The organism is Actinomadura livida (genome assembly GCF_014648675.1).
Classification (GTDB): Bacteria; Actinomycetota; Actinomycetes; order Streptosporangiales; family Streptosporangiaceae; genus Spirillospora; species Spirillospora livida.
On record NZ_BMRO01000005.1, the window covers coordinates 55,608 to 78,744 of the forward strand.

Genomic DNA, 23,137 nt, shown 5'->3' on the forward strand with positions numbered 1-23,137 from the left:
CGTCCGCCACCACGCAGGTGATGTTGTCGGGGCCGCCGCCGCGGTTCGCCAGGTCGATCAGCTGCCGGACGGCCTGGTCCGGCTCGTCCACGTCGGTGAGCACCTGGAAGATCGTCTCCGCCGTGACGACGCCCGACAGGCCGTCCGAGCACAGCAGGTAGCGGTCGCCGACCTGCGCCTCCCGCAGCGACAGGTCGGGGTCGACCTCGCCGCGGCCGTCCAGCGCCCGCAGCAGCAGCGACCGCTGCGGGTGCGACGCCGCCTCGTCCGGGCTGATCCGCCCCTCGTCGACGAGCGACTGCACCAGCGTGTGGTCGTGCGTTATCTGGAACAGGCTGCCGTCCCGCAGCAGGTACGCGCGGGAGTCCCCGATGTGCACCAGCGCGACCTGGTTGCCCGCCCACAGCATCGCGGTCAGCGTCGTCCCCATGCCCTGCAGGGCGGGGTCGGACTCCACGATGCGGTGCAGGTTGTCGTTGGCGGCCTTGACGGTGTGCTCCAGCGCCGCCAGCAGCTCCGTCGCGGGGAGGTCCTTGTCGAGCGCGCGCAGCGCCTCGATCGCCGCGGCGCTCGCGATCTCGCCGCCGACGTGCCCGCCCATCCCGTCGGCCACCGCGAGCAGGTGCGAGCCCGCGTACGCCGAGTCCTCGTTGCCCTCGCGCAGCATGCCGACGTCGGAGCGTGCCGCGTAGCGGATTCCCAGAGTCATTTGCGCAGCTCGATCACGGTCTTGCCGATACGGACCGGTACGCCCGGTGGAATCGGCATCGGCCGGCTCACCTTCGTGCGTCCGAGATACGTCCCATTGGTCGAGCCGAGATCTTCCACGATCCACTGACCGTCCTGCGCATAAAGTCGGGCATGCCGGCTCGAAGCGTAGTCGTCGGTGACAACGAGCGTGGCGTCATTCGCCCGACCAATGGTGATGGGCACCCCCGTGAGGTCTATGACGGTGCCGGCGCGCTCGCCCTGGACGACCACCAGTTTCGTCGGGGCGCCCTGCTGGGCGCTGCGCTGCGGCCGCGGCGGCTTGGGCTGCCTGGCCGCCCTGGGGGGCCGGGGCTGGGACGCGCGACTGGCCGCCTTCGACGCGGCCTTCGAGCCGAACAGGTCGGCCCGGATCACGCCGACGGCCGCGATGACGAACAGCCACAGCACCGCGAGGAACGCCAGCTTGATCAGCGTGAGGGTGAATGGGGACATCGGAGTCGGGGTTACTCCCTATCGCGGCGGAACACAAGGGTGGTCCGGCCCATCGTGACCCGGGAGCCGTCGACCAGCGTCACCCGCCGGATCGGCTGCCCGTTCACGAACGAGCCGTTGGTCGACCCTAGATCCACGAGAGCGATTTCGGGACCTTCTACGCGTATCTCGGCATGGTGCCGGGACACGCCCGGATCGACAAGGCGCAGGTCGCAGTCGGTGCCGCGGCCCAGCAGCGTCACAGGGGTATTGATCTCATAGGTGCGTTGAGTCGTGTCCGAGCCCTCCACCGCCGTGGTCACCAGAAGCCGCGGATGCCCGCCGAAGACGCCCCCGCGCCCGCCCTGCGGCACATCGCTCACCGGCTGGCGGATCTCCCCGCCCTCCACCGTCGAGCCCCTGATCACCCCCGACCGGATCCGGAACATGCCCGTAGCGAGATCGCCCGCGTTCTCGAACCGCACCCGCACCGGCCCCACGAAGGAGTACCCCTGCTCCTTCGCGTACTCGCGCGCGAGATTCGCCAGCTCCTGGCTCAGGCTGTCGGCGTACACCTGCAGCCGCTGCCCGTCCTGCTGAGAGATCTCCACGACGAAGTCGTTCGGAACCAGCGTGCGGCCCTGTGCCACGATCGCCGCCCGATCGTCCATCTCGCGCTGCACAGCACTGGCCACCTCGACCGGCTGCAGCTCGGACTTGAAGGCACGGGCGAAGGCCCCTTCGACCATGCCCTCAAGCCGTCGCTCGAAGCGCTGAATGACGCCCACGGGCACCTCCCTTCCCCACTGGTAGACGATCGTATCGGTGCAAAGGTTCGCTCGGCGTATCCGGATACCTAACCACTGCTCCGACCGTGCTAGCCTTTTCAGGCACCCGGCGACGGGTGCACACCCGGGGCGGGTGGCGGAACGGCAGACGCGCACGGTTCAGGTCCGTGTGTCCGAGAGGATGTGAGGGTTCAAATCCCTCTCCGCCCACGAACGAGTTGGGAGTACTGTGCCCGCGGAGTGCGCGGGCCGGTACTCCTTCTTTGTGTTGGCCCAGGGGGCGACCCCCTGGAACCCCCGATGTGGGGGCTCCGCCCCCACGCCCCTTGCCGGTTGATGTCCGCTTTGTAGTGCGGGTCGTCGGCGCTTGGTGTTCTTGCGCGGGCTTCGCCCGCTTGTTGGGGGCTTCGCCCGCTTGCCCCCCGGTGGGCGGGCGCGTGGCTGGCGTCGAGTGCGTGCCTTGCGGCATGTGGGCGGACCTTTGCCCCCCTGCGGCGGGTGGTGGTTTTGCGCGTGCGGTTATGAGGCGGGAGGGGCGGGCCGCCTTTTGGGGGTGCCCGTGGGTCGCAGGCATGGTTCCACTTTCCCCGCTTCCGGACGCTGTGACCAGGGGGCATGAAGGGTTTTACGTCAGGACGGCCAGGGGCCTCGGGGAGTGGTGCGCAGGTCGGCCGTTTGTAGGGCGCGGGCTATGTCGCTTGCGGTTATCAGGCCCACTACGTGGCCTGTGTCGTCCAGGATGACGGCGCGGCCGTCGGTGCAGCCTGCCATGCGTGGGAGGAGGTCCGTCAGTGGCTCGTTCGGGGTTGCCGTGGGGACCTCGTCCGGGGGGCACGCTATGTCGGCCAGGCGGAGGGCGTGGCGCTCTTCGGGTGGGGTTGCTCGGACGCGGTTCAGGGTGACCAGGCCGGCGAGGCGGCCGTTCTCCACCAGGGGGTACGTGGAGTAGCGGTGCGTCAAGACGACGTTGTGGATGAGCTCCTGGACCGTGGTCGCCGCGTCCATCACCAGGGGGTCGGGCGTCATCACGTCGGCGGTGCGGACGTCGTGCAGGGCGGCCTGGACGCGCGTCTGCTGCTCCTCGGCGCTCGCGGCGGAGACCAGGAAGAAGCCGATCAGCGCCAGCCACAGTCCGCCGAAACCGGCGCCGAGCACGAACTGGACGAAGCCCGCGGCGATCAGGGCCAGGCCGAAGACGCGTCCGGCGCGGGCGGCGGTGACGGCGGCGCCGGTGCGGTCGCCGCGCCGCCACCACAGGAACGCTCGGAGGACCCTTCCGCCGTCCAGCGGCGCGGCCGGGATCATGTTGAAGACCGCGAGGATCACGTTGAGGCCGGCGAGGTAGGCGAGCGTCCCGAAGAGGAGGTCCGGGGCGTCGGCAGCCGCCGCCAGCATGGCCAGGACCGCGAACACCGCGCCCACGACCAGGCTGATGGCGGGGCCGACGATGGCGATGCGCAGGTCGGCGCCCGATGTCCTCGGTTCGCCGCGGAGCTGGGCCACGCCGCCCAGCAGCCACAGGGTGATGCCCTCGACCTCGATGCCGTTGCGGCGCGCCACCACCGCGTGCGCGAGTTCGTGGGCGAGCAGGGACGCCAGCAGGAGGATCGCGCTGACGAGCCCCGCAACGACGTAGGCCCAGGTGGCGTGGTCCGGGTACACCTCCGGGAATCGGCCGAATGCCAGCCCGAACACCAGGATCAGCACGATCACCAGCACGCTGACATTGAGGCCGACCCTGATTCCGGCGATATGGCCGAGGCGGATCGACTCACGCATCCGGGCTCCTTCGCATGCGATTCTCTTGTGGTCCCGTGACGCGAGGTCCCGGAACCTGGTCGAATACCCGCGGAGCGGGCCGGTCATGCCCCGGATGCGGCCGCACGGGAGTCAGGCGGAGATGCGGCGCCGCAGGTGCTCCTTGCCCTGCTCGGCGCCCTTGCGGCTCTCGGCCTGGGCGCGGCGGAAGAGGTCGGCCAGCTCGGTGTCGCCGGCGCGCTCGGCGTCGTTGATGTAGGTCTCCAGCCGCAGCGCGTTGCTCAGGCACTGCTCGACGAACCAGATCAGGTTGTAGTCCTTGTCCTTCGTCCCGGTGATGCCACCGGTCTCCTGTGTCGCGCTCATGGGTCTGCCTCCCTTGGGTTTCGCCGGCCGTCCGGCCGACGCGCGTCCCTTACCCGTGAGGCCATGGCCCATTCTCGGTTCAGGGGCGCGGGGAGATTCTGATGGCCGTCCGGTTTCCGGCCGATTCGCCGACCTCGATCTGGACGGAGCCGGTCTGGAGCCGCCCGCCCGCGCCGCCGACGGAGGCCGTGAAGCCGGACGGGTCGGTGACCGTGAAGGTGTCGCCGGCGCTGAGGACCGTCAGCGGGTCGGTGTCGATCGCGGCGCCGAAGCGGAGGACGTCGCCCTTCCTGACGACGACCTCGCATTCGCCGTCCTGGCAGGCGGTCAGGTTCCGTCCGTCCGCGGCCGTGCTCGGAAGCGGGACGCTCTGGCTCGGCGATGCGCTAGGCGGCGGTGTCGTCAGTGGAGCGGGTGTGGGCGGGGTGATCGCCGGCTCGTCGCCTCCGCATGACGTGAGGAGGAGGGCCGGGAGCAGCGCCGGGACGAGGAGGGGGGAGCGGTTCATGGGCGTCCATTCGGCTGTGCGCGGTATTCGTGCGGCTACTTTACGTGTCGGCCGGTGCGGTGTGCATCCGGTTGATGGCGGCCGGGGTTCATGGGGTGAGGCGCGTCCGGAGGGGCGTGCTCGCCTATGAGAGGGGACTTCATGGACCTGCAGCTCACCGGCCGGGTCGCGGTCGTCACGGGTGCGTCCAAGGGGATCGGGCTGGCCGTCACGCGGACGCTGCTCGGGGAAGGGGCGCGAGTGGTCGCGGTGTCCCGCAAGTCCGGGGAACTGGACGCGCTGGCCGGCCCGGACCTGCTGCACGTGCCGGCCGACCTGATGGACCCGGACGCCCCGGCGCAGGCCGTGGAGCGTGCCGTGGAGGTGTTCGGCGGGCTCGACGTCCTGGTCAACAACGCCGGCGGGCCGCCTCCCGGCGCGAACCTGCCGCGGTTCGGCTTCGGCGGCCTGTCGGACGACGACTGGCGGGACATGTTCGAGTTCAACCTGTACGCCGTCGTCCGGGCGGTGCGGGCGGCGATCCCGCATCTGCTGAAGAGCGACGCGGCTTCGATCGTGAACGTCTCGTCGGGGAACGCGCGCCGTCCCGGGCCGATGAACTACGACTACAACGCGGCGAAGGCCGCGGTGACCAACCTGACGAAGGGCCTGTCGGAGGAGTTCGCGCCGCAGGGCGTCCGGGTCAACACGGTCTCGCCGGGACCTGTGCTGACGCCCTGGTGGACGGACGAGGGCGGCGCCGCCGACATCATCGCCGGGGCTACGGGCTCTGACCGCGCCACGGTGCTGGAGCGCGGCGCGGTGGAGATGATGAGCCTCACGACCGGGCGCCTGACCGACCCGCAGGAGGTAGCGGACGTGGTCGCGCTGCTGGCGTCGCCGCGGTCGGCGAGCACCACGGGCGCGGACTTCGCGGTCGACTCGGGGTTCCTGAAGGAGATCTGACCCGTTGCGGCGATCGTTGTCTACGCCTCGATGTCCAGGTCCACCTGGTCGATGACCCAGTCGTGGTCTGCCGCCGCTGCGTCGTGGTCGAGGCAGGAGCGGGCCAGGACGCGGAGGACCTGTTCCGGGTCGCAGCCGTAAAGGCCCGCACCCCAGGCCGCGTTGGCTTCTACTACCGCCCAGCCGCGGTCGTGGATTCGTCCCACGTCAAGGACGGTCGCGGGCGGGAGCGGGACTTCGGCGAGGACTTCTTCGGCGTACTGCCTTGCCTGCTGCACGTCGGCGTCTGCGGCTTCCCAGGTCCCATCTGGGGTGAGGGCGAGTTCCCCGTGCAGCAGGTAGGGCGACATGGTGACGACCGTGCCCTCAAGGATGTGGCAGCGAAATTCGACGTCCCACGTTACGGGCTCGCAGGTGAACACTGGAGTGTCGTCTGGGAGGACGTCCTCTCCGGGGAGTTCGTCGGGGGTCGTGTAGACCTTGCCCTCGAATGCCTTCCGGCCGTCCGAAGGCTTGACGAACGTCGCTTCGCGGAAGGTGCGCCGGACGTCCCCCAGTGTCGACATGTCAATGTACCGACGTCGATGCCGCTCAGGGAGGCCCGGCAGCCAGCCGGGCGGGACATCGAGGAGCCTCATCCCGAGCTGTGCCGCGATGACCTCGACGAACGTCGGTTCGCCGTACAGCACCGCGTCCTGCCCGCGCAGGTGGTCCGGAGCGCGCCACCCGCCGAGCCGTTCCGCCTTCCAGCCCAGGCGGCCGGACGCGGCCCGCAGGGACTTGGAGTCGGACGTGTACCGAGGTGAAAGGACGAGGAGCGGCATCGGACGACTCTCCGGTATCGGTCTGGTCACGTAGAAGAGAGCCCCAGCACGGGCAGGCACGGTTCGAGGCCCTCGATGGTGACGGGGGTGGTGCGGTGCCGGTACCAAGCGGCGCGGCTCAGGCGCAACCGGGCGTCGATGGGCAGGGCTCCGCGGATCATGTGGCGTTCGAGGCCGTCCGGACGATAGCCGACGGCGTGGATGCCTTCGGCGGCCAACTCCGCCAGGGTGGCGAGTTCCTCGGACGACGGCAACCGCAGTTCCAGTCGCGGTGTACTCAGCCGCAATCCCAGCAGCGGGAAATGGTCGACAAGCATCTCCTCATCTTGGAGCGCTCCGTCACCGCCGACCACTGAATTTCACCGGCTCGGTGGCGGGCGTTATCGAAGGGGACGGATCGCATGGAACTCCGCCCATACGGCCGTGCCGTTCAGCGCGGGGTGCGTTCCCCAGCTCTTCGAGAGCGCGTCGACCAGCAGTAGGCCGCGGCCGTCCTCCGAGCACGGATCGTGGCGCACACGCGGCCGGCCCTGGGTGCCGCCCTGATCGAGGACGGTCACGCGTAGAACGTCCTGGCCCGTGCTCACGATGACGGTCACCTCGCCGTCGTCCGTCCCGGACGCGGTGTGCTCGCAGGCGTTCGCGACCAGTTCGTCCACGCAGAGGACGATGTCGGCCATGGCTTCGTCCTCGATGTGCGGAGCCAGTCCGCGAACGAACGCCCGCGCAGTCTGCGCGGACTTCGGCACACCCGGCATCGTGATCGTCCCGAGCAGCTTCATGTGATTGGACCTCCGACCTCGGTCTCACGCTGCGTCATCGCTTCACTCCTTCTGGTGAGAGGCGCTCGCCAGCATGAATGGCCAGGTGAGACCGCACAAGCGCTCTCACTGACAACGGGAGCGGAGGACTGCGGGAGTTGTGGAAAGCGGGATATCCCCAATCTCGCGACGGCGATGACATGGCGTTGCTGATCGCTCACACTTGGTGATATGTCGAAGCGACCCCCCACCGTCCGCCGAAGGCGGCTCGGTACCCAGCTACGCAAGATCCGCGAAGAGCGCGGCCTCACCCCGGACGAGGCCGCGGCGCTCCTGATGATGTCCAAGAGCGCCCTCAGTCGAATGGAGAACGCCCAGGTAGTCGCACGCGCGCACGAGGTCGACTACATCGCCATGACGTACGGCCTCCCGGAGGACGACGACTTGAGGATCGCACTGGTCGGTCTCGCCACAGGAGGCCGCTCCCGCGACTGGATCAGACATCACAAGGAGCTCAACAGGGCAGCAAACTACGGTGAGTACGTCCTGCTCGAACAAGACGCCTCCGAACTCTTCTCGTACGAAGGCGACCTCATCCCTGGACTACTCCAAACTCCGGGATATGCGCGTGCCGTACTGACCTCCGTCCCCAAGAACGCAGACCGAGACATCGACCAGGCTGTAGCCTTCCGTATAGCGCGGCAGGACGCGCTCACGAGGACCAATCCGCTCGTGGTCAAGGCCGTGGTCGGTGAGGCGGTGCTGTGTCAGTGGGTCGGTACACCAGAGGTCATGATCCACCAGCTCCGGCACCTGCTCGAACTGCAGGGGCGCCCGAACATCGAACTCCAGGTTCTCCCGTTCACCGCAGCCAGGAAACCGGCGCTTGACGGATCGTTCGGGATCCTCCACGTTGAGGCAGGGAACTTCCCTATCGTGGTGATCGATGGGCTCTTGCGAAGTCTCTTCCTCGAAGAGGAAGAGGAAGTCGCAGCTTACCGAGACATTCAGGCCAGACTATGTATGGTCGCTTTGTCCGAGACTGAGACCCGCGAGCGCATCAAAAGGGCCATTCAGCACTTCGAGTCCGGCCAAGCCGAAGGGACAGTGGGTGACTTACTGGCGGAAGAGCAGCCATAGCAGCAGCGAGCCACAGACGTGTGTGGAGTGCGCGGCGCTGGCTCCGGCACCGAATGCCGTCGTCGGCATTCGGGACTCGACGGATCCGCGAGGGCCGCGTCTGGCCTTGACTCCGGAGGCGTGGCGGGCGCTGCTCGTCCGGCTCAAGGGTGATGCGTAGGCCTGCATCGGCGAGGCGGCCGCGGAGGTAGGTCAGGGCGGCTAGGACTCTGCGGTGTGCGGGGCCGTCCGGCCGCAGGCTTCTGTGATGGCGGCCGGGTCCCAGTAGAAGGGGCGGCATTCGAGCATGCGTCCGTCCCGGACCCGGATCAGCTGGAGGATCAGCGTCTCGACCTCGCGGCCGGTGGCTCGGGCGCGGAAGCGCACCCGGTTGCGCACGACGACGGTGTCCCCATCGACCCAGTGCCGCTGATCCAGGAACTCCATCGACTCCCACACCTCGCTGAAGCGGGCCAGGAACCGCTCCATGCCGTCCCGGCCGCGCCACGTCCCGCTCCCGGTGAACGGCAGGCCGGGAGCCTGGTGCAGCACCACCTCCGGATCCAGGCAGGCGGCAGCCTGCTCATAGCTCGCCTTGCCGTACCCGCCCGCGGCCACGTACGCCGCCTCGGCCGCGTAGAACCTCTCCATCACCGCCCACGCGTCGACCGAGCCCCCCGAAGCCTCGATGGCCATGACCCACTCCTCTCACCGGCAACACCCTGTGAACCCCGCCCCGGCGGGTTCCGTTGCAGGGGCGCCTGTGCCCTACAGCTCCTTGACGTAGCGGTGGACGGGGACGGGGACGGTGCCGGTTGCGGTGGGGGCCTGGTAGGTCAGCGGGCCGGTGTCGCGCCAGCCGTGCAGTTCGTAGAAGCGGCGGGCGCGGGTGTTGCCGGGGACGACCGCGAGCCACGTCTGCGGGTGGCGGCCTCTGAAGCGGTCCTCTGCGGCCTGGAGGAGGGCGCCGCCGACGCCCTGGCCGCGGGCCGAGCCGTCTACGGCCAACTGGATGACCTCGCCGTCCTCGTCGCCGAGGATGATCAGGCCGAGGAGGCGGTCCTCGGTGTCGGTGGCCACGAGTGTGGTGGCCAGGTACTTCTCGGCGTGGGCGGCGAAGTGTCCGGGGCCTCGGGCGGCCATGAGCTCGGGGGGGACGTGGCCGTCGTGGCCGTCCAGCCAGGCCGCCCGCCAGAGCGGGGCGAGGTTCGGCAGGTCGGCCTGGCGGGCGGGCCTTATGATCATTCGTCACCTCTCGATGCGGTCGGCCGGGCCGTTTCCGCCATCCTTCACCGTTGGCGGCCGGGTGTCAGGACGGCGGCGGCCGCCGCCGCCACGGCCGCGGCGACCGCGGCGACGGTGTAGCCGTTCGTGAAGCCGGTCAGGACGGTTCCGGCGAGGCTCGCCGCGGCGACGCTGGAGATGACGGCGGCGCCGATGGACGCGCCGAACTCGTGGAACGTGCTGACGATCCCGGAGGCGATGCCGGACTCGTGCGGCGCGACCTGGCCGAGGGCCGTCGCCGAGGCGACGACGAACAGCGCGCCGGTTCCCGCGCCCGCCACGGCGGTGCCGATCGTGACGGTCACCGGGTCCAGCGAGAACGCGGGGACGGCCATGCCGGCCGCGGCGACGAGCAGGCCGGCCACGGCGAGCCGGCGCGCGCCCGCCTTGGCGATGGCCCGGCCGGTGAGGTCGGCGCCGAGCATCGTGGCGACCGCGACCGGGAGGAACAGCAGGCCGGTGCGGAGGGCGCCGTAGTCCTGCGCGTGCTGGAAGTAGAACGTGCCGAGGAAGAACACCGCGATCATCAGGGCGGTCGCCATCAGGATCAGGAACGTCCCGGTGGCCACGGGGCGGCGGAGCAGGAGCGCGACGTCCATCATGGGGGACTTGGCGGTCCGCTGCCTGAGCACGAAGGCCGCGTAGCCGACCGCGGCCAGCAGGACGAGCAGGCCGTTCGCGCTGGAAAGCCAGCCGTGGTCCCCGGCGCGGATGAAGGCGTAGATCAGGGACGCGGACGAGGCCGTGACCAGCACGGCGCCCAGCACGTCCAGCCGCGGATACGGCGCGGTCACCTTCTCGGCCGGCAGCATCCGGGCGAGCGCCGCGACGATGATCAGCCCGATGGGGACGTTCACGTAGAAGACCCAGGGCCAGCCGGGGCCCGCGGTGAGCAGCCCGCCCAGGAGGACGCCGAGGGCGGCGCCGCCGCCGCCGAGCGCCGACCAGACGCCGAGCGCCTTGTTGCGTTCTTCGCCGTCGAACAGGTGCACCACGAGTGACAGGGCGGCCGGGGACATCAGCGCCGCGCCGATGCCCTGGCCGATGCGTCCGCCGAGCAGCGGGCCGGCCGAGTCGGCGAATCCAGCCCGCAGTGACGCCGCGGTGAAGAGCAGCAGGCCGACGAGCACGAGACGCTTCGCGCCGAACAGGTCGGCGGCGCGCCCGCCGAGGAGCATCAGGCCGCCGAAGGTCAGGGTGTACGCGCTGACCGTCCAGGTGACGGCCTGGCGGCTCAGGCCGAGGTCGGCCTCGATGTTCGGCAGCGCGATGGCCACCACGGTGACGTCGAGGATCAGCATGAGCTGGGCGACGCCGAGGAATCCGAGGATGCGCCACCGCAGCGGGTTGGGCGCGCCCTGCGGCGCTGATGGGTCGTGGACGTTCTGCGTCATCACGCTCTCCTTAAGTCGTACATCGATATACGAGTTATAGGGCGAGAGTAACACGTACACCGTCGTACGAGTTAGGGTGCGGGCATGACCACGGCCACTCCTGGACGGCGCCGGCGCGCGGACGCCGAGCGCAGCATCGCCCGCATCGTCTCCGCGGCCCGCGAAAGCCTGAGCCGGGACCCGAGCGCGAGCATCGACGACATCGCCAAGGCCGCCGGGGTGGGCCGGATGACGCTCTACGGCCACTTCCGCAACCGGGCGGAACTGATCGAGGCCGCCCTGGGCGAAGCCCTGCGCGCGGGTGAGGAGGTGCTGTCGGCCGTCGATCTCACGGGCGACGCGCAGGAGGCCCTGACCCGGTTGCTCGAATCGAGCTGGTCGCTGGTGGCCGAGTCCACGGCGCTGCTGGCGGCGGCCCAGGGGACCTTGCCGGACGGACGCGTCCGCCAGCTGCACGCCGCCCCCGCCGAGCGCGTCGAGGACCTGCTCCGCCGGGGCCAGGATCAGGGCGTGTTCCGCACCGACCTGCCGATGTCCTGGCTGGTCAGCGTCATCCAGCACGTCCTGCACGGTGCCGCGGAGGAGAACCGGTCCGGTCGCCTGCGGCCGGAGGAGACTCCCGGTGTCGTCGTCGCGACCGTGCAGTCGATCCTGGCCGTCCCGCCGACTCGCTGACCGGCCGCGTCAGCGTCGGCGGAGGAATGCTTCGGCGGCGTGTTCGCTGATGGTCGCCAGCTGGGCGTGGATCTGGTCGGTGCTGGACGGGTCGAGGCCCTTCAGGCGGGTGTGGGCCCGGTGCCACAGCTCGTGGGCCGCCGGGTCGTCGTCGGCCAGGTGGTGGCAGGCGCCGAGGTGGGCGAGGGTGCTGACTTCGCCGTACACGTCGCCGACCTCCCCGAAAAGGTCGAGAGCCCGCCGGTAGTGGTGGACGGCGCCGGTGTGGTCACCCAACTGGAGGTGGGTGTCCCCCAGGCATGACCAGGTGTGGGCCTCGTGCGGGCGGTTGCCGAACTTCTGGTGCAGGACGAGGGCCTGCTCGCACAGGTCGATGGCTTCGCGGTGGTTTCCCACCCTGCCCTGATACCAGCCGAGGTCGGTGAGGGCGAGGGCCTGCCCGGCCTGGTCGCCTGCCTCCTCGAACAGGGCGTGGGCCTGGGCGGCGGCGTGGAGCGCATCCGCCTCGCGGCCCTGGATGCCGTAGACGAGGCCCCGGTAGTAGTGCGTCCATGCTCGGCCGAGGGTGTCGTTCTGCGACCGTGCCAATGCGGTGTCGAGGTTGCTGTGGGCCTCGTCCAGGTGGCCCAGATCGGCCAGTGCGGCGGCCAGGTCGCGGTGGGCGCGGGCCTCTTCCGCGGGGTCGCCCAGCCGCTGGGCGGCGGCCACGGCCGCCCGCTGGGCATCGGCCCGGTCGTGCCAGCGGCCCTGCCGGTGCAGGCCGAGGAACAACGCCTGCGCCAGCCGGCAGACGTCCCGGTCCGAGCGCAGTTCGGCGGCGAGGCTCAGCGCGGTGAGCAGGGCGGGACGCTCGGCGGTGAACCAGGCCAGCGCCTCGTCCGGCCCGGTGAAGCCGGTGACGTGGACGCCCGGGCGCGGTGGATCCGGCACGGTGGTGTCGATATGGCCGTGGAGATGGCTCGCGGCGGCGCACGCGGAATGGATGTAGTGATCCACGAGGCGGCGCAGCGCGGTCTCCCGGTCGGTGTCGTGGGCCCGGCAGAGCTCGGCGGCGTAGGCGTGCAGCAGGTCGTGGCAGGAGTAGCGGCCCGGGGCGTGCTCGGTGAGCAGGTTGGCGCGCGCCAGTTCGGCGAGTGGCGCGCGTACCGAAGCCGGTGGGACGCCCGCCAGGCTCGCCGCGGCGGCGATCGTGCCGTCCCGGGGGTGCAGCCCGCCGACGAGGCGGAACAGCCGGGCCGCTTCGCCGCCGAGCGTGTCGTACGACCAGGAGAAGACCGCGCGGATGTCGGCGGCGCCCTCCAGCGCGCCGAGGGTGTCGCGAAGCTCGCCGGCGAGTGCGGCGAGGGGGTGCGCCGGACGGATCGCGGCGCGGGCGGCGACCATCGCCAGCGCCAGCGGCAGCCCCGCGCAGCGGCGGACGATCTCGTCGGCGGCGGCGGGCTCTGCGCCGACCCGGTCGTGGCCGATCCGGCGGCCGAGCAGCCGCCCGGCCTCGTCCGGAGGCAGCAGGCCGAGGGTGAGCGGGTGCGCGCCGTAGGCCATGACCAGCCCGGCGAGGTGGTCGCGGCTGGTGACCACGACCAGGCAGCCGGGCGCCGCGGGCAGCAGCGGGGCGACCTGCTCGGCGTCGCGTGCGTTGTCCAGCAGCAGGAGCATGCGCCGCTCCGCCAGCAGGCCGCGGTAGAGGCCGGCCTGCGCGGCGGGGCCGTCGGGGATCCGGTGCGGGGGAACCCGCAGCGCGTCCAGGAACTCGCGGACGGCCGCGGCCGGGTGCACGGCCTCGCCCGACGGGCCGTATCCGCGCAGGTCGATGTAGAGCTGGCCGTCGGGGAAGCGGCCGGCGACCTGGTGCGCCCAGTGGACGGCGAGGGTCGTCTTCCCGACCCCGGCCGTCCCGGCGATCAGCGCGATCAGCGGCGCCCCGGACCTCGCCGGGCCGGGTTCGAGCAGGGCGTCGAGCGCGGCCGCCTCGGCCTCCCGGCCGGCGAAGCCGCTGACGGCGGCGGGCAGTTGCCGGGGCACCGCGCGCCGGACGGCCGGAGCGCCGCCCGCCAGGAGGTCGGCGTGCACCTGCCGCAGCTCCGGGCTCGGGTCGGTGCCGAGCTCCTCGGCGAGCCGGCGCCGGAGCGCCTCGTACCGCTCCAGCGCCTCGGCGGGACGCCCGGCCGCCCCCAGGACCCGCAGCAGCCGCGCCCAGAGGGACTCCCGCAGCGGATACCGCTCGGCCACCTCCGCCAACTCGGCCGGAGCCGGGGGTGAGCCGTCCGCGAGCAGCAGGTCGACGTGGCGTTCGAGCGCGGTCAGGTAGCGCTCCTCCAGTGCCGGGGCCGCGGACCGTTCCAGCCAGTCGGACCGGACCCCCGCGAAGGGGGTGCCGCGCCACAGCGCGAGCGCGGTGGACAGCCGGGACCGCTCGGCCGCCGCGTCCGGCGCGTCCGCGGCCTCGTCGAGCAGCCGGCCGAAGCGGAGCGCGTCGACCCGGTCCGGGTCGGCCGCCAGCAGGTAGCCGCCCGGCCGGGCGGCGATCGGCTGCGTCCCCGCGGTCTCCAGGGCGCGGCGCAGCCGCCGCACGTTCGTCCGGACGTTGGCCCGCGGGTCGCCGCGCGCATCCGTCCCCCACAGGGCGGTCACGAGCGTGTCGGTGGGGACGGTGCGTCCCGCCGACATCGCCAGCACGGCCAGCAGCGCGCGCAGCCGCCCCGCCGGAAGCTCGACCGGCCTGCCGTCCACCGAGACGCGCAGCGGCCCCAGCACCTCGACGGTCAGCACGTGGAGCCCCTTCCCCGGCCCGGCGGCGAGTTTCACAGCGGTGACACAACTCTGCCACCCGGGTCCGCCAGGCTGACGGCAAGGCACGAGGCAGCAAGCACGAGGCACGGATCCGAAGGGGGCTCCCATGAGCAAGGTGATCTTCGATATGAGCATGTCGCTGGACGGATACGTCAAGGCCGTCGGCAGCACACCGGACGAGCCGCTCGGCAGGGGCGGCGAGCGGCTGCACGAGTGGGCGATGGGCGGCGGCACGCGCGACGGCGAGCTGCTGGCCGCCGCGACGGCGGAGGCCGGTGCCTACATCGGCGGGCGGCGGACCTACGACGACTCCCTGCGCTGGTGGGGCGCCGACGGGCCGACCGGTCCCGCCCGGCTGCCGCTGTTCGTCCTGACCCACCGGGCACCCGACGACGCGCCGGAGAACGGCGTCTACACCTTCGTGACCGACGGCGTCGAGAGCGCACTGCGGCAGGCGAGGGAGGCCGCAGGCGGCAAGAGCGTCTACGTGATGGGCGGCCCGGACATCGGGAGCCAGTTCATCAGGGCCGGCCTGGTCGACCAGATCGGCGTTCACCTGGTGCCCGTGCTCTTCGGCGGAGGCACCCGGCTCGTCGACCACCTCGGGGACGGCCACGTGCGGCTCGAACGGGTCAGCGTGGTCGACACGCCGCAGGCCGTCCACCTCCTCTACGACGTCGTGAAGTGAACGCGGGCGGCGCGGAGGCCGTATGTGGACAGGAGGGTGGAGGGGGAGCGGGCAGACTGTGATCTTTGAGTGCGGGTCTCCCTGTTCGCCGGGAGCGGGGCGTGCTCGGGGATTGGGGGTCGCGGATGCGGCGGCTGGTTGCCTCGCTGCTGGTGGGCCCGGTGCTGCTGGGCTGCCTCGGCCTGGCCGGGTGCGGCGGCGCCGAGGACGCGTCCATCCTCGCGAAGACGACGCTGGTGGCGGGGGTGCGGCCGGATCTGCCCGGGATCGGTTTCCGGCGCGCGGACGGCACGTTCGAGGGCCTGGACGTGGACGTGTCCCGCTACCTGGCGGAGCGCATGGGGAAGAAGGTCCTCTTCGCTCCGGCCCTGGCGGCGGACCGGGAGCGGCTCCTCCGCAGCGGCGAGGTCGACATGGTGCTGACGTTCTGGCTGGAGCCGGAGTGGCAGCAGCGGCTCGCGTTCGCCGGGCCGTACCTCCTGTCGTACCAGGACATCCTCGTGCGGAACGACGAGCGGGACGTGCGCGAGGTCCAGGACCTGAAGGGGCGGAAGATCTGCGCCGTCGTCGGGTCCGGGGCCGCGGAGGCGGTGACCGTGGAGCGGCAGGTGGCGGCGATTCCGGTGGCGGCCCGGTCCTACGACGACTGCATGACGATGCTCGGCGACGGCCGGATCGACGCCGTCACGACGAACGACACGATCCTCGCGGGCCTGAAGACGCGGCAGGGCGGGGACTTCCGGCTGCTGAACTCCCGGTTCGGCGAGCGGCGGACGGGCATCGCGATCCGCAAGGGCGACCCGGACGGGTGCGAGGCGCTCAACAAGGCGATCACCGAGATGTACCAGGACGGCACGATGTCCGGGTTCATGCGGAAGTGGTTCGGCTCATCGGGCCTGAAGCTGTCGGACGTGGACGTGCCGCAGTTCGAAGGCTGCCTCTGACGGCCGCGCGATCAGGGGGACTGGCCGTTCCCGGAGTTCTGGCCCGGGGGACTGCCGTTGTTCCCGTTGTTCCCGTTCTCCTGGCCGTTGCCGGAGTTCTCCCCTGACGGGCTTCCGTTGTCGTCGCCTGGGCCGCGCGGCGGGTCCGGGTTTCCCGGGGGCGGGGTCTGCTGGCCCGGCGCATTCTCCCTGCCGGATCCCGCCGAAGGGTCGGCGGCGGGGCCGGGTGAGGCGGACCGCCGCTTCTTGGTCGCGGGCGGAGCGGAGGACGGTGCCGTCGCCGGCTCCTCGGAGCGGGGCGTGACGTGGGTGACCGGCTCGCTGTGCTGGCCGGTGCTCCGCCGCTGGTCGAACGTCGGGGTCGCGGAGGGGTCCGGGGCGCGGCCCGGGATGTGCCCGTTCATCGCGGCGTAGGCGGCGGCGCCGCCGGTGAGGATGAGCGAGCCGCCGACCAGGACCAGCGCCTTCACGGTGAGGAAGCGGCGCAGGGCGGCCATCCGGGACGTCCGCGCGGGGCGCGGGACGGCCTTGAAGGCGGTGACCGCGGCGTCCTCGCCGGCGAGTTCCTCAGGACGCGCGGGGGCCGCGGCCGCGGCCAGCAGGGCGTGCAGCCGGGCGTGGTCGTCCGCACCGCCGAGGACGCGCTCGGCGGTCCTCCGGTCGAGGTCACCGGCCCCGTTGTGGTCGCTCATGTCACCCCTTCAGCGCCGGTTCCGCCGTTTTTGTCACGGCGCAGGAGGGGGCGCACGTCCCCCGCCAGCCGGGCGGGCGGGACGGCGTCGGCCGGGGCGGGGGAAAGCCGGTCGGCGAGGCGCCGCAGCCCCCGGTAGGAGGCGGTGCGCACGGCGCCCGAGCGTTTGCCGAGGACCTTGCCCGCCGTCTTGGCGTCCAGGCCCACGACGACGCGCAGCAGCACGGCCTCGGCCTGGTCGCGGGGCAGTTCGGCGATCAGCCGGATCGCGTCCCGGGTGGCGATGCCGTCCAGCGCGGCGACTTCGGTGTCGGCCTCGGCCGCCATCGTGGTCAGCGCCTCGACGGGGACGTCGCCGTTGGGACGCCGCGAGCGGCGGCGCAGGTGGTCGAGAGCGCGGTGCCGGGTGATCGTCGCGGTCCAGCCGCGGAAGCCGTCGAGGTCGCCGCGGAAGGAGGGCAGGTCGCGGGCGATCTGCAGCCACGCCTCGGACGTCACGTCCTCGGCGTCCGGGCCGACGAGCGCGCCGGCGAAGCGGATCAGGCGGGGCTGGACGTCGCGGTACAGCATGCGGAAGGACTCCTCGTCGCCGTCCTGCGCCGCCCGCAGGGCACGGCAGAGCCGCTCCTCGTCCGCCCGTTCCATCCGGGCCATTGTGCAGGTATTCCGGCAACCGCGTAACCTGTATGCAAGTGTTAACGGTGAGTAATCATTGCGGATGGCTTCCACCAGCTACGGAAAGACCCGTAGGCCCCGGGAACAATCGCCGGGGCCCGTCGGTTACACAAGACAGCCGATGTGCCTGGTGTCCCCGGGCCTCACCTATCGCCTTCACGGAATACCGTTCGGCTGGAGCCGTGTTGAGCCTTTCGCCGAGAGGCGACCCCGCACATCGGCCGCAAGACCAGGACCCCGCCGGGTCGCACGATCCGGCGGGGTCTGGTCGTTTTACGGGCCCCTGCTAACGGGGTTCTCAGTGCTGGGGCGCGAGGGCCGGGTAGTCGACGTAGCCTTCCGCGCCGCCGCCGTAGACGAGCTCCGGGACGTGCGGGGTGAGCGGCGCGCCCGCCGCGAAGCGGGCCGGCAGGTCGGGGTTCGAGATGAACAGCCGGCCGAAGGAGAACACGTCGGCCAGGCCCACCGCGAGGACCTGCTCGCCCGCCCGCTGCGACGTCGGGTCCGGGCCGTTGAAGTTCCCGATGAGGGTGCCCGACCAGCGCGGCCGCAGGTCGGCCAGTGCCCCGTAGGCGCCGCGCTCGATGATGTGCAGGTAGGCGAGGCCGAGCGGGTCGAGGGCGTCGACGAGCGCCCGGTAGGTGCCCTCCGGGTCCGTCTCGGCGATCTCGTTCTCCGGGTTGTGCGGGGAGATGCGCAGCCCGACCCGCTCGGGGCCGATCTCGGCGGCCACGGCCTCGACGACGTCGAGCGCGAACCGCAGCCGCCCGGTGCGGGAGCCGCCGAACTTGTCGATGCGCCGGTTGGTGTTCTCGGCGAGGAACTGCTGGATGAGGTAGCCGTTCGCGCCGTGCACCTCCACCCCGTCGAACCCGGCGCGGACGGCGTTGCGGGCCTCCGCGGCGAAGGCCGCGACCGTCGCCTCCGCCTCGGCGGTCGTCATGGCGCGGGGCGTGACGTGGTCGACGCAGCCCTGGTTCGTGTGGATCCGCTCCCCCTCGATCCGGACGGGCGAGGGGGCGACGGGGGTCGCGCCGCCCGGCAGGATCAGCGGGTGGCTCATCCGGCCCACGTGCCAGAGCTGGGCGAAGACCGTCCCGCCCGCCGCGTGCACGGCGTCGGTGACCGCGCGCCATCCGGCGACCTGCTCGTCCGTGACCAGGCCGGGGATGCCGGGCCCGCCCTTGCCGAGGACGTCCGGCCAGATCCCCTCGGTGACGATCAGGCCGGCGCCCGCGCGCTGCGCGTAGTACTGCGCCGTCAACGGGTGGGGGACGCCGGTCGCGTCGTCCGCGCGGCCGCGGGTCATCGGCGCCATGGCGATCCGGTTCCGCAGCTTCAGGTGCGGCCCGTCGTAGGGGAGCAGGAGCGGGCTGGGCATCACGGCCTCCGAAACATGTATCTACATTGATTGCATGTACATGCAGAGATTGTCATTGCATGTAGGCTGGTGTCAATAGACGGGGAGGAGCCGAGATGAGCGTTTATGCGGCCGGCTCGCAGGCGGATACCGGCACTGCTGACACCGGCGCGGACACGGGCACGGTCGACACGGGCACGGTCGACACGGGCACGGTCGACACGGGCACGGCGGACGCGGCGCTCTGGGACGGCGTCGTCACCCTGCACGCCCGCGTCGAGCAGCAGCTGGCCAAGGCGATGCAGCGGCGGCACGGCGTCGGCCTGTCGGAGTTCCGCGCGCTGTGCCGGCTGTCCCGCGCCGACGACGGCGAGCTGCGGATGCAGGAGCTCGCCGACCTCATCGGCCTCAACCAGAGCTCGGTCAGCCGCCTCGTCGCCCGGCTGGAGGCCGCCGGGCTCACCCGCCGCGCCATGTGCCCCAACGACCGCCGCGGCGTCTACACCGTGATCACCGAGGAGGGGCGGGCCGTGCACCGGAAGGCCGCCCCCACCTACGACGAGACCCTGACCGAGGCCCTCGACGAAGCCGCCGCGGACTCCGCGTTCGCGCCGCTCGTCGCCGCCTTCCGCGCCTGAGCGCGGCCCCCGTGAAGGGACCGCGCTCAGCCGTGGCAGCCCGGGTCAGCGGGGCGCCGGCACCTCCGGGCGGACCGGTCCGGCGGCGGTCGCCGAGGCCGGTTCGGCGGCGTCCGCGTTCAGCGGCTTGAACCGGCGCAGCCGCAGGCTGTTGCCGACCACGAAGACCGAGGAGAACGCCATCGCGCCGCCCGCGATCATCGGCACCAGCAGCCCGGCCGCCGCCAGCGGGATCGCCGCCACGTTGTAGGCGAACGCCCAGAACAGGTTGCCCTTGATCGTGCGGAGCGTGCGGCGGGACAGCCGGATCGCGTCGGCCGCCGCCCGCAGGTCGCCGCGGACGAGCGTCAGGTCGGACGCCTCGATCGCCACGTCCGCGCCCGTCCCCATCGCCAGGCCCAGGTCGGCCTGCGCGAGCGCGGCGGCGTCGTTGACGCCGTCGCCGACCATCGCGACCGTCCGCCCCTCGGACTGGAGGCGCTTGACGACGTCCACCTTGTCCTGCGGCAGGACCTCGGCGATGACCTCGTCGATCCCGACCGCGTCCGCGACGGTCCGCGCCACGGTCTCGTTGTCGCCGGTCAGCAGGACCGGGCGCAGCCCGAGCTCCCGGAACCGCTCGACCGCCTCCCGCGAGGTCGGCTTTACCTGGTCCGCGACGGTGAGCACCGCGCGGGCCTCGCCGTCCCAGCCGACCGCGACCGCGGTGTGGCCGCGCCCCTGGGCCTCCTCCATGGCGTCCTGGAGGCCGGGGCTCAGGTGCTGCGACCATTCGGCGAGGAGCTGCGGACGTCCCGCGATGACGCCGTGGCCGTCCACGACCCCCTGGACGCCCAGGCCCTCGACGTTGGCGAAGTCCTCCACCGCGCCGAGCTCGCCGACGCGCTCGGCCGCGCCCTTGGCGATCGCCTGCGCGATGGGGTGCTCGGACGCGTTCTCCAACGCGCCCGCCAGCCGCAGGACCTCGTCCTCGGACACGCCGTCGGCGGTAACGACGTCGACCAGGGCCATGCGTCCCGTGGTGACGGTGCCGGTCTTGTCCAGGACGATCGTGTCGACCTCGCGGGTGGACTCCAGCACCTCCGGACCCTTGATCAGGATGCCGAGCTGGGCGCCGCGCCCCGTGCCGACCATGAGGGCGGTCGGGGTGGCGAGGCCCAGCGCGCACGGGCAGGCGATGATCAGCACGGCCACCGCGGCGGTGAACGCGGCGGCGGCGCCGGTGCCCGTCCCGAGCCAGAAGCCGAGCGTGCCGAGCGCGAGGGCGATCACGACCGGGACGAAGATCCCGGAGATCCGGTCGGCGAGCCGCTGCGCCTGCGCCTTGCCGGTCTGCGCCTCCTCGACGAGCCGCGCCATCTGCGCGAGCTGCGTGCCGGAGCCGACCCGGGTCGCCCGGACCAGCAGCCGCCCGCCGGCGTTCACGGTCGCGCCGACCACGCCGTCGCCCGGCGCGACCTCCACCGGGACCGACTCGCCGGTCAGCATGGACGCGTCCACCGCGGACGAGCCCTCCTCGACCGTCCCGTCGGTCGCGATCTTCTCGCCGGGGCGGACGACGAACACGTCGCCGGCCGCGAGCCGGTCGACCGGGACGCGCTCCTCGCGCCCGTCCCGGATGACCGAGACGTCCTTCGCGCCCAGTTCCAGCAGCGCGCGGAGGGCGGCGCCGGCGCGCCGCTTGGACCGCGTCTCGAAGTACCGGCCGGCCAGGATGAACATGGTCACGCCGGCCGCGGCCTCGAGGTAGATGTTCATCGACCCGTCCGACCGGGTCATCGAGAACTCGAAGCCGTGCTTGATCCCCAGCTCGCCGGCGGTGCCGAAGAACAGCGCCCACAGCGACCAGCCGAACGCGGCGAGCGTGCCGAGCGAGATCAGCGTGTCCATGGTCGCCGCGCCGTGCCGCAGGTTGATCGCCGCGGCCCGGTGGAACGGCCAGCCCGCGTACACCACGACCGGGGCGGCCAGCGTCAGCGACAGCCACTGCCATCCCTCGAACTGCAGCGCCGGGACCATCGCCATCGCGATGACCGGGACCGACAGGACGACCGCCGTGATCAGCCGCTGCCGCAGCGGCCGCAGCCCGTCGTCCGGTTCGGCGGCCTCGTCCTCGGACGGCTTCTGCGCCGGCAGTTCGGCGCTGTAGCCGGCCTTCTCGACGGTGGCGATCAGGTCGTCCGGCGACACCTCGCCGGAGAACTCGACGCTCGCCTTCTCGGTGGCGTAGTTGACCGTCGCGGTCACGCCGTCGAGCTTGTTGAGCTTCCGCTCAATGCGGTTGGCGCAGGACGCGCACGTCATCCCGCCGATCGCCAGCTCGACACGCCCGGACGCGGTGTCCGTGCTCATCGCTCCTCCTCTGCCTCGATCGTGCGGTCAGTGCGTGTGGGGCTGGTCGTCGTGCCCCGGATCGTCGTGTCCCGGCTCGTCCTGCTCAGGCTGCTGGACGGGGGCCCCGGCGTCTCCGGCGTGCACGGTGAACTCCGCCGTGCGGACCTTGCCGTCGTGCTTGAAGTCCAGGTACAGACGGTATGCGCCGGAACTGGGCGCTTCGGCGAAGAACGTGACGCCCGGCCCGGGTTCGGTCTTGCCGTCGCCCGGCTCCCCGTCCGGGTGGACGTGGAGGTAGGCGAGGTCGCCCTGGCGCAGCGCCACGAGGTGGCCGTACGCCTCCAGGTAGGGCTCCAGGTCGGTGACCGGCTCGCCGTCCTTGCTGACGGTAAGGGTCAGCTCGGCGGACTTGCCGGGGACGAGGCCGCCGGTCAGCGTGACCTCGTACCCGTCCACCTTGGCGACCTGCTCGGGCTTAGGCAGCGGCACGGGCCGCAGGTCGCCGGGGGCGGTGATGTCGGTCCCCAGCGTGAGCTGCCGCTCCGCGCTCTCGGGCTGGACGTCGGTGAAGAACCGGTACACGCCCGCCTTCGGCAGCGTGATCGGCACCGTCCAGACGCCGCCGGACTCGGTCGGGTGCAGGTGCTGGAAGCCCGACAGGTCGCGCCGCGCCACGATCAGGTGGAGCCGCTTGCCGTGCAGGGGCTTGAAGGCGGTGACGGGCTTGCCGTCCGGTCCGTTGACGGTGAAGCGGAAGTCCGTCTTCTTGCCGGGCGTGAGCGTCGTCCGGTAGGGGACGAGCGTGTACCCGTCCTCCGAAACCTGGAGGCCGCCGGGCGGCTGGGACGCGGCCCCGCCGTGCCCGCCCCCGTGCCCGCCGCCGGTGCTCTCGCCGTGGCCGCCGCCCTCGTGCGACGCCTTCTCCACCGAGGCGCCCACGGGGCCGACGACCTTGCCGATCCCCGCGGCGCTTCCGAAGACGACGGCCAGGCCCACGGCGTAGGCTCCCACTTTGGTCGCGCTGTTCATGCCGATCACTCCGCTGGCTTCTCTGGGAGGCCGCCCGCGCGGACGCGCGGGGGCGCTCCGGTCATGCCTTCAGCTGGTATCCGGCCTCTTCGACGGCGTCCTTGACCAGGGCGTCGTCGAGGGGCGCGTCGCTCGTCACGGTGACCCGTCCGGTCGGCAGGTCGACCTCGACGCCGGTCACCCCGGCGATCTGCTCGACCTCCTCCGTGACCGAGCTGACGCAGTGGCCGCAGGTCATTCCGGTGACGGTGTAGGTGGTGGCGGTGCTCATCTGGCGTCTCCCTCCGGTATTACCCCCTAGGGGTATCTTCCGGGCCTCATGCTGTCATAACGTCCACCGGTGGGCAACCCCTACCCCCTAGGGGTTATTTCGAGATCCCGGTC

Annotated in this window: 26 protein-coding genes and 1 tRNA gene; 8 read left to right on the forward strand and 19 right to left on the reverse strand. The window is 71.8% G+C overall.

Annotation, left to right across the window (positions count from 1 at the left end; genetic code table 11):
* From IEZ03_RS37820 to IEZ03_RS12960, 3 genes are all read right to left on the reverse strand, one after another.
* On the reverse strand, positions 1-709 hold a 709-nt coding region (locus tag IEZ03_RS37820; RefSeq protein WP_229808260.1), incomplete at its 3' end, for a Stp1/IreP family PP2C-type Ser/Thr phosphatase.
* Positions 706-1,203, reverse strand: a complete 498-nt coding sequence (locus IEZ03_RS12955) for an FHA domain-containing protein FhaB/FipA (RefSeq protein ID WP_132048473.1) — start codon at positions 1,201-1,203, stop codon at positions 706-708. The genes IEZ03_RS37820 and IEZ03_RS12955, both read right to left, overlap by 4 nt.
* Positions 1,204-1,214: 11 nt before the next feature.
* Entirely contained in the window at positions 1,215-1,970 is a 756-nt protein-coding gene (locus IEZ03_RS12960) for an FHA domain-containing protein (RefSeq protein ID WP_021596783.1), read from the reverse strand.
* Between the two features lie 127 nt (positions 1,971-2,097).
* Between IEZ03_RS12960 and IEZ03_RS12965 the strand changes: the two genes are divergently transcribed.
* Positions 2,098-2,180: transfer RNA gene (locus IEZ03_RS12965), tRNA-Leu, on the forward strand.
* 420 nt (positions 2,181-2,600) lie between these two features.
* On the opposite strand, the gene IEZ03_RS12970 is transcribed toward IEZ03_RS12965, so the two are convergent.
* From IEZ03_RS12970 to IEZ03_RS12980, 3 genes are all read right to left on the reverse strand, one after another.
* Complete coding sequence (locus IEZ03_RS12970; RefSeq protein ID WP_184878211.1) at positions 2,601-3,749, reverse strand: site-2 protease family protein; 1,149 nt, start codon at positions 3,747-3,749, stop codon at positions 2,601-2,603.
* Between the two features lie 111 nt (positions 3,750-3,860).
* On the reverse strand, positions 3,861-4,094 hold the full coding sequence (locus tag IEZ03_RS12975) for a hypothetical protein (RefSeq protein ID WP_184878214.1): 234 nt from the start codon (positions 4,092-4,094) through the stop codon (positions 3,861-3,863).
* 79 nt (positions 4,095-4,173) lie between these two features.
* Positions 4,174-4,602 carry a hypothetical protein gene (locus tag IEZ03_RS12980; RefSeq protein ID WP_184878217.1) on the reverse strand — a complete coding sequence of 143 codons (429 nt, stop codon included), beginning with the start codon at positions 4,600-4,602 and terminating at the stop codon, positions 4,174-4,176.
* A 141-nt stretch (positions 4,603-4,743) separates the two neighbouring features.
* Between IEZ03_RS12980 and IEZ03_RS12985 the strand changes: the two genes are divergently transcribed.
* Positions 4,744-5,547: an SDR family NAD(P)-dependent oxidoreductase gene (locus IEZ03_RS12985; RefSeq protein WP_184878220.1), complete on the forward strand. Its 804-nt coding sequence runs from the start codon at positions 4,744-4,746 to the stop codon at positions 5,545-5,547.
* 20 nt (positions 5,548-5,567) lie between these two features.
* Here the strand turns inward: IEZ03_RS12985 and IEZ03_RS12990 are convergent, their stop codons facing one another.
* The 3 genes from IEZ03_RS12990 to IEZ03_RS13000 form a co-directional block, all read right to left on the reverse strand.
* The gene (locus tag IEZ03_RS12990; RefSeq protein ID WP_184878224.1) at positions 5,568-6,371 is read right to left on the reverse strand and encodes an ATP-grasp domain-containing protein; all 804 of its coding nucleotides are present in this window, start codon (positions 6,369-6,371) and stop codon (positions 5,568-5,570) included.
* 26 nt (positions 6,372-6,397) lie between these two features.
* Positions 6,398-6,688 carry a hypothetical protein gene (locus IEZ03_RS12995; RefSeq protein WP_184878227.1) on the reverse strand — a complete coding sequence of 97 codons (291 nt, stop codon included), beginning with the start codon at positions 6,686-6,688 and terminating at the stop codon, positions 6,398-6,400.
* A gap of 63 nt (positions 6,689-6,751) precedes the next feature.
* Positions 6,752-7,153 carry an ATP-binding protein gene (locus IEZ03_RS13000; RefSeq protein ID WP_184878230.1) on the reverse strand — a complete coding sequence of 134 codons (402 nt, stop codon included), beginning with the start codon at positions 7,151-7,153 and terminating at the stop codon, positions 6,752-6,754.
* A 210-nt stretch (positions 7,154-7,363) separates the two neighbouring features.
* Between IEZ03_RS13000 and IEZ03_RS37825 the strand changes: the two genes are divergently transcribed.
* Both IEZ03_RS37825 and IEZ03_RS37830 read left to right on the forward strand, forming a co-directional pair.
* Positions 7,364-8,272, forward strand: coding sequence for a helix-turn-helix domain-containing protein (locus IEZ03_RS37825; RefSeq protein ID WP_221480470.1), 909 nt, complete (start codon positions 7,364-7,366; stop codon positions 8,270-8,272).
* A gap of 22 nt (positions 8,273-8,294) precedes the next feature.
* Complete coding sequence (locus tag IEZ03_RS37830) at positions 8,295-8,432, forward strand: DUF397 domain-containing protein (protein WP_229808299.1); 138 nt, start codon at positions 8,295-8,297, stop codon at positions 8,430-8,432.
* Between the two features lie 41 nt (positions 8,433-8,473).
* Here the strand turns inward: IEZ03_RS37830 and IEZ03_RS13010 are convergent, their stop codons facing one another.
* From IEZ03_RS13010 to IEZ03_RS13020, 3 genes are all read right to left on the reverse strand, one after another.
* Positions 8,474-8,947, reverse strand: coding sequence for a nuclear transport factor 2 family protein (locus IEZ03_RS13010; protein ID WP_184878236.1), 474 nt, complete (start codon positions 8,945-8,947; stop codon positions 8,474-8,476).
* Positions 8,948-9,019: 72 nt separating this feature from the next.
* The gene (locus IEZ03_RS13015) at positions 9,020-9,496 is read right to left on the reverse strand and encodes a GNAT family N-acetyltransferase (RefSeq protein WP_184878238.1); all 477 of its coding nucleotides are present in this window, start codon (positions 9,494-9,496) and stop codon (positions 9,020-9,022) included.
* 44 nt (positions 9,497-9,540) lie between these two features.
* On the reverse strand, positions 9,541-10,929 hold the full coding sequence (locus IEZ03_RS13020; protein WP_184878241.1) for an MFS transporter: 1,389 nt from the start codon (positions 10,927-10,929) through the stop codon (positions 9,541-9,543).
* An 84-nt stretch (positions 10,930-11,013) separates the two neighbouring features.
* Between IEZ03_RS13020 and IEZ03_RS13025 the strand changes: the two genes are divergently transcribed.
* Positions 11,014-11,604, forward strand: coding sequence for a TetR/AcrR family transcriptional regulator (locus IEZ03_RS13025; RefSeq protein ID WP_184878243.1), 591 nt, complete (start codon positions 11,014-11,016; stop codon positions 11,602-11,604).
* Positions 11,605-11,613: 9 nt separating this feature from the next.
* On the opposite strand, the gene IEZ03_RS13030 is transcribed toward IEZ03_RS13025, so the two are convergent.
* On the reverse strand, positions 11,614-14,409 hold the full coding sequence (locus tag IEZ03_RS13030) for an AfsR/SARP family transcriptional regulator (protein WP_221480471.1): 2,796 nt from the start codon (positions 14,407-14,409) through the stop codon (positions 11,614-11,616).
* Between the two features lie 91 nt (positions 14,410-14,500).
* Here IEZ03_RS13030 and IEZ03_RS13035 point away from each other — a divergent pair, with 91 nt between their 5' ends.
* Both IEZ03_RS13035 and IEZ03_RS13040 read left to right on the forward strand, forming a co-directional pair.
* A complete protein-coding gene (locus IEZ03_RS13035) occupies positions 14,501-15,082 on the forward strand; it encodes a dihydrofolate reductase family protein (RefSeq protein ID WP_184878245.1) in 582 nt (193 codons plus the stop codon).
* Between the two features lie 125 nt (positions 15,083-15,207).
* Positions 15,208-16,026, forward strand: a complete 819-nt coding sequence (locus IEZ03_RS13040; protein ID WP_184878247.1) for a transporter substrate-binding domain-containing protein — start codon at positions 15,208-15,210, stop codon at positions 16,024-16,026.
* Between the two features lie 11 nt (positions 16,027-16,037).
* Here IEZ03_RS13040 and IEZ03_RS13045 read toward each other — a convergent pair whose 3' ends face one another.
* From IEZ03_RS13045 to IEZ03_RS13055, 3 genes are all read right to left on the reverse strand, one after another.
* On the reverse strand, positions 16,038-16,718 hold the full coding sequence (locus IEZ03_RS13045; RefSeq protein ID WP_184878249.1) for a hypothetical protein: 681 nt from the start codon (positions 16,716-16,718) through the stop codon (positions 16,038-16,040).
* Positions 16,715-17,362, reverse strand: coding sequence for an RNA polymerase sigma factor (locus IEZ03_RS13050; protein WP_184878251.1), 648 nt, complete (start codon positions 17,360-17,362; stop codon positions 16,715-16,717). Before IEZ03_RS13050 ends, IEZ03_RS13045 begins: the two co-directional genes overlap by 4 nt.
* A 328-nt stretch (positions 17,363-17,690) precedes the next feature.
* Positions 17,691-18,773 carry an alkene reductase gene (locus tag IEZ03_RS13055; RefSeq protein WP_184878253.1) on the reverse strand — a complete coding sequence of 361 codons (1,083 nt, stop codon included), beginning with the start codon at positions 18,771-18,773 and terminating at the stop codon, positions 17,691-17,693.
* A gap of 95 nt (positions 18,774-18,868) precedes the next feature.
* On the opposite strand from IEZ03_RS13055, the gene IEZ03_RS13060 reads away from it, so the two are divergent.
* Positions 18,869-19,390 carry a MarR family winged helix-turn-helix transcriptional regulator gene (locus IEZ03_RS13060; RefSeq protein ID WP_184878255.1) on the forward strand — a complete coding sequence of 174 codons (522 nt, stop codon included), beginning with the start codon at positions 18,869-18,871 and terminating at the stop codon, positions 19,388-19,390.
* A 45-nt stretch (positions 19,391-19,435) separates the two neighbouring features.
* On the opposite strand, the gene IEZ03_RS13065 is transcribed toward IEZ03_RS13060, so the two are convergent.
* The 3 genes from IEZ03_RS13065 to IEZ03_RS13075 form a co-directional block, all read right to left on the reverse strand.
* On the reverse strand, positions 19,436-21,742 hold the full coding sequence (locus IEZ03_RS13065; RefSeq protein WP_184878258.1) for a heavy metal translocating P-type ATPase: 2,307 nt from the start codon (positions 21,740-21,742) through the stop codon (positions 19,436-19,438).
* A 27-nt stretch (positions 21,743-21,769) separates the two neighbouring features.
* A complete protein-coding gene (locus IEZ03_RS13070; protein ID WP_184878259.1) occupies positions 21,770-22,753 on the reverse strand; it encodes a DUF8832 domain-containing protein in 984 nt (327 codons plus the stop codon).
* Positions 22,754-22,814: 61 nt separating this feature from the next.
* Complete coding sequence (locus IEZ03_RS13075; RefSeq protein WP_132049434.1) at positions 22,815-23,024, reverse strand: heavy-metal-associated domain-containing protein; 210 nt, start codon at positions 23,022-23,024, stop codon at positions 22,815-22,817.
* Positions 23,025-23,137: the final 113 nt, after the last annotated feature.